This window comes from Micromonospora sp. (assembly GCF_048594385.1).
Taxonomy (GTDB): Bacteria; Actinomycetota; Actinomycetes; order Mycobacteriales; family Micromonosporaceae; genus Micromonospora; species Micromonospora wenchangensis.
In genome coordinates, this window is sequence record NZ_JBMDWU010000465.1 from 1 (window position 1) to 4,700 (window position 4,700).

The 4,700-nt window shown below is 72.9% G+C and carries 2 protein-coding genes and 1 pseudogene; 2 read left to right on the forward strand and 1 reads right to left on the reverse strand.

Features of this window, described 5'->3' with window-relative positions; translation table 11 throughout:
- The first annotated feature begins 100 nt into the window (after positions 1-100).
- On the forward strand, positions 101-1,183 hold the full coding sequence (locus ACOJTC_RS25355; RefSeq protein WP_420118763.1) for a condensation domain-containing protein: 1,083 nt from the start codon (positions 101-103) through the stop codon (positions 1,181-1,183).
- A gap of 108 nt (positions 1,184-1,291) precedes the next feature.
- Here the strand turns inward: ACOJTC_RS25355 and ACOJTC_RS25360 are convergent.
- Positions 1,292-3,325: pseudogene (locus ACOJTC_RS25360) on the reverse strand (cellulase family glycosylhydrolase); the annotation flags it as partial.
- A 551-nt stretch (positions 3,326-3,876) separates the two neighbouring features.
- Between ACOJTC_RS25360 and ACOJTC_RS25365 the strand changes: the two are divergent.
- Positions 3,877-4,700, forward strand: an 824-nt coding sequence (locus ACOJTC_RS25365) for a LacI family DNA-binding transcriptional regulator (protein WP_420118762.1), incomplete at its 3' end; no start/stop codon positions are given.

Genomic DNA, 4,700 nt, shown 5'->3' on the forward strand with positions numbered 1-4,700 from the left:
ATCTGGTTGAGGGTGGCGACCGCCCGGTCGTACCCGGGTCCGCCCCTACGACGGGCAGTTGTGCCAGGAGGCGTCGGCGGCGGGACGGCTGCCCGTGGGCGTGCACGCCGTACCCCGGCCGGCCGACGACCCGGACGGCGCGCGGGTCGCGGCGGAGCTGGCCACGCGACTGGCCGGGTCGCCGTTCGACCACGCCGTCGAGTATCCGCTGCGGGTCGCGCTGGTCACCGTGGCCGACACGGTACGGCAGGTCGTGCTGGTGTTCAGCCACTGCGCCGTCGACTTCCACGCGGCGGCCACCGTGCTGCGGGACCTGCGTCTGCTGCTGCTGCGCGGGACGGTCGACGACCCACCCGGTCTCCAGTCGCTGGACGTCGCCGGGCAGGAGCGCACGGTGCAGCAGCGGCGGTCGCAGCGGGCGGTGGCGTACTGGCTGCGGCAGTTCCCCGGCCTGCCGATGACCCTGGCCGACCCGGTCGGGGCCGGTCCGGGGCCCCGCTACCGGCAGGGTTCGCTGGTCTCCCCGGCGGTGCTGCACGCGACCCGGCTGGTCGCCGCCCGGTACGGCGTCAGCACGTCCACCGCCCTGCTCGCCGCGACCGCCGCCGTGCTCTGCGGCGACACCGGGCAGGACGCCTGCGGCATCGTGGTGATGGCCAACAACCGGTTCCCACCCGGGTACGACCGGGCGGTCGCCACCCTCAACCAGATCGGGCTGTGCCGGCTCGACCTGACCGGGCGGCCCGACTTCGGCACCCTGCTGGCCCGGGCCGGACGGGCGGGCCTGGACGCCTACCGGCACGCCTACTACGACCCGGTGGAGTTCGAGCGGGCGTTCACCGGGCGGGGCGACGACCACCGCAGCGTGCTGGCCCCGCTGTGCTACCTCAACGACACCCGGCTCGCCCCCGAGGTGCACCCGGGGGTGGCCGGCCCGGACGAGGCGGCCCTGCGGGCGATGGTGGCACCGGACGGGGTGCGCTGGGTGGGGGAGCTGGACCGGTTCGCGTGGCGCTGCCGGGTGCAGGTGCGCGACGCCCCCGGCGCGGTGGAACTGGCCGTCACCGCCGACACCCGCTACCTGCCGGTGGAGCGGGCCGCGCGGCTGCTGACCGGCGTGGAGGCGCTGCTGGTCGAGGCCGCCTTCCACGACGTGCGCTGGCCGTGGTCCCCGGCGGGGTGAGGGTGGCCCTGAGGCCCGGCGGGACACCCTCACCCCTACGGCCGGGCTGCCGGTGACCGTGCTCCCGGACTTCGTGATCCGGTACGTCTTCTGCGTGCCGCTCCAGAAGTGGAAGGTCAGCGTGACCGGGCCGTCGTTGACCTCGGCGAAGAACTCCGGCTTCAGCAGGATGGTGTTGGCGGTGTAGTCGGGCTGGAAGTGCGTCCAGAACTCCTTGTAGGAGGTCCAGTTGGCCGGCCCGGCGCCGCTGCCGTCGGCGTACTTCGCCTCCATGGTGGCGAGCTGGTCACCCCGGAACTGGGTGGGGACGGCGAACGAGGCGGTCGTCCCGCTGGCCGCCGACTGGGTCGGCGGGTCGTACGAGATGATGCTGATCTGCCACGGCACGCCCTGGGAGAAGCGGGCTTCGATGGTGGCGTTGACCCCGGCGGCGCGGTTGCCGGCGAGCCGGGTCAGCGCCGACGCGGTCAGGGTCAGCGTGCTGCCCGAGACGGTGTAGTCGGTGCCGGCGACCAGGTTGGTGCCGCCCTGCCGCAGGCCCTGCAACGACGCGCCGTTGAGGTTGAGGGTGAGCGATCTGCCGGTGATGGTGCCGCTGCGCGGCAGGTAGACCTGGTCGGTGGAGGCGGTGGCCGAGCGGGTGGTGAGGTTCGCCTTCATCAGGTCGTAGATGCCCTGGTCGCGCCATTGCAGGGTGGTGCGGTTGAGGAACGAGCCGGCGTCCCAGAGCATCGTGGTGAGGTTGCGGGTGCGGGCGTGGTAGCCGACGGCCTCGAAGAACTTCAGCAGTTCACCGCGTTCGATGATGCCGGGCCGGGTGTAGTCGTAGCTGAGCAGCGCCCACTCCCCGATGATCACCGGGATGCCCCGGGCGACGAACGACGCGCGGGCCCGCTCGAAGGTGCCGACCAGGTCCTGTTCGACGTTGCTGTCGTAGCGGGTGCCCCCGGCGATGTTCACGCTGAACGGCCAGTACCCGTAGAAGTGGATGGTCGCGGCGATGTTGGGGTCGCGCAGCTGGCTGATCGTGGTGTTCAGCGCGTCCATCCGGGCCTGCTCGCCGCTGGTGTGCAGGGTGGGTAGCACCAGCAGCCGGGTGGCGTTGCCGCCGCCGGACTGGCGGATCAGGCGGACGAACGCCAGGTGCAGCTCCCGCAGCACCTCGTCGCCCTGGGCGTCGTCGGCGGTGCCGGTGAACTGCGGCTCGTTGATGTTCTCGAACACCAGCTTGGCCGGGTGGTCGCGGAACGTGGTGGCGATCTGGGTCCACAGAGCGGTGTAGCGGTTCCTGACGGTGGTGCGGTCGCCCGGGTAGCCGTTGAGCCACTGCCACGAGTCGTGGTGCAGGTTGATCATCACGTAGAAGCCCTCGGCCAGCGACCAGTCGACCACCTGGCGGACCCGGGCCAACCAGACCGGGTCGATGGTGTACGTCGGGGCCGGCCCGGTGTGGTCGGTCCAGGTCACCGGGAGGCGGATGCTGCGGTAGCCCTGCGAACGCACCTGCCGCAGCAGGGCCTGGGTGGTCAGCGGGTTGCCCCACGCGGTCTCGTCGGGGATCGCGTCGAGGGTGTTGCCCAGGTTCCAGCCGGGCTGCATCGCGGCCACCGCCGCCATCGGGTCGCCACCGGGTGACGGCGACGGCGAGATCGTGGGGGAGGGGGAGACCGTCGGGGACGGCGGCGCGGTGGTGCCGGTGGGCGTCGGCGTGCCCACACCCCCGGTGCAGGCGACCCCGTTGAGGGTGAACGAGGTCGGCACCGGGTTGCTGCCGGTCCACGACCCGTTGAAGCCGAAGGAGACGGTGCCGTTGGTGGCGATCGCCGCGTTGTAGCTGAGGTTCTTCGCGGTGACCTGGTCGCCTGCGGCGGTGGTCGTCGCGTTCCACGCCTGGGTGACGCGCTGGCCGGCCGGGAAGGTCCAGGCCAGGCTCCAGCCGTTGACCGGGTCGCCGAGGTTGGTGACCTGGACGTCGGCGTTGAAACCGCCCTGCCACTGGGCCGGCACGGTGTACGCCACCCGGCAGCCGGCGGCGGCCTGGGCGTTGCCGGCGACCATCAGGCCCGCCAGGAGCAGCGCGGCGAGGGTGCCGGCGAGCAGGCCGGCCCGTTGTCGCATTCGTCGGAGGTGCTGGGTACTCATCAGGGGAACTCCTCGCCGGGATGACACCGGTGGGTGGGGGTTGGTGGGACGTCGCCCCGGCCGGGTGGCCCCGGCCGGCCCGACGTCGACCGGGTCGGGGGTGGGCCACGGCGTCGTGCCGACGTGACCGGGGGTCGGATGGCCGTCCGGCGGCCCGGCCGCAACGGGGCGGGTGTGGACGCTGCCCGGGGCGTCCACGGTGAGTGGCGAGGCTCCCGCCTGGAAACGATCGGACAACTTTCCTGGAAAGTTTCCGTCGCAGACCTTACAAGTATCGGTCGACGTGCGTCAATGACCGGGTGTGTCCCCGCCCTGGGGCCCACCCGATGGCGATGACCTGCCGCTCGACCCGGCGTGCTCACGGAACACGGTCACTGGGCGAGGGAAAGTTTCCGTCCCGGCGGTACCCGCACCCGGAGAGCGGACATCGAGGGTCGGGTTATCCTGGTTCCCCCTGAACGATGCCGGCGGTCCCCGCGGCGGTGCCGGCGGCCCGGTCGCGTGTGGAGCCGTCGGCGTGACCGGCAGCCACCGCCGGGGAGGAGGCCGGGTTGAGTCACGTCGAGTCGGGCGGGCCGGGCGGCGACCTGGCGTCGCTCGCCGATCCCGGCAGACCCGTGACGATCGCGGCGATCGCCGCGTCGGCCGGTGTGTCGGTGCCGACCGTGTCGAAAGTGATCAACGGCCGGTCCGGCGTCGCGGCGGACACCCGGGCCCGGGTCGAGGCGGCGATCAGCCGGCACGGCTACCGCAGGGCCGCCCCCGTCACCCGCAGCAACATGATGGAACTGGTCTTCGACGAGATCGAGGACATGTGGGGCCTGGAGATCATCCGGGGGGTCGAGCGGGTGGCCCGGCAGCACCGCGTCGGCGTCGTCCTCACCGAGTTCGGGCCGCAGCGCAACGCGATCCGGTACTGGATCGACGACACCCTCGCCCGACGGCCGGACTGCCTGGTCATGGTGGCCCAGCTGGACGCGGAACAGCACCGGTTGCTACGCGCCCGGGGCATCCCGTTCGTGGTCTTCGACCCCACCACCGAGCTGCCCGAGGACGTCCCGTTCGTCGGCGCGACGAACTGGGCCGGCGGCCGGTCGGCCACCCGCCACCTGATCGGGCTCGGCCACCGGCGGATCGCGATGGTCGCCGGCCCGGAACACGTCCTGTGCTGCCGGGCCCGGCTCGACGGCTACCGCTCCGCCCTGGAGGCCGCCGGGTTGCCGGTGGCGTCCGACCTGGTCCGGCACGCCGGCCTGACCGACGCCGACGGCCGGGCCGCCGCCCTCGACCTGCTCCGTCGCCCCGACCGCCCGACGGCGGTGTGCACCGGCAACGACCTGCAGGCCGTCGGGGTCTACCAGGCCGCCCGCACGCT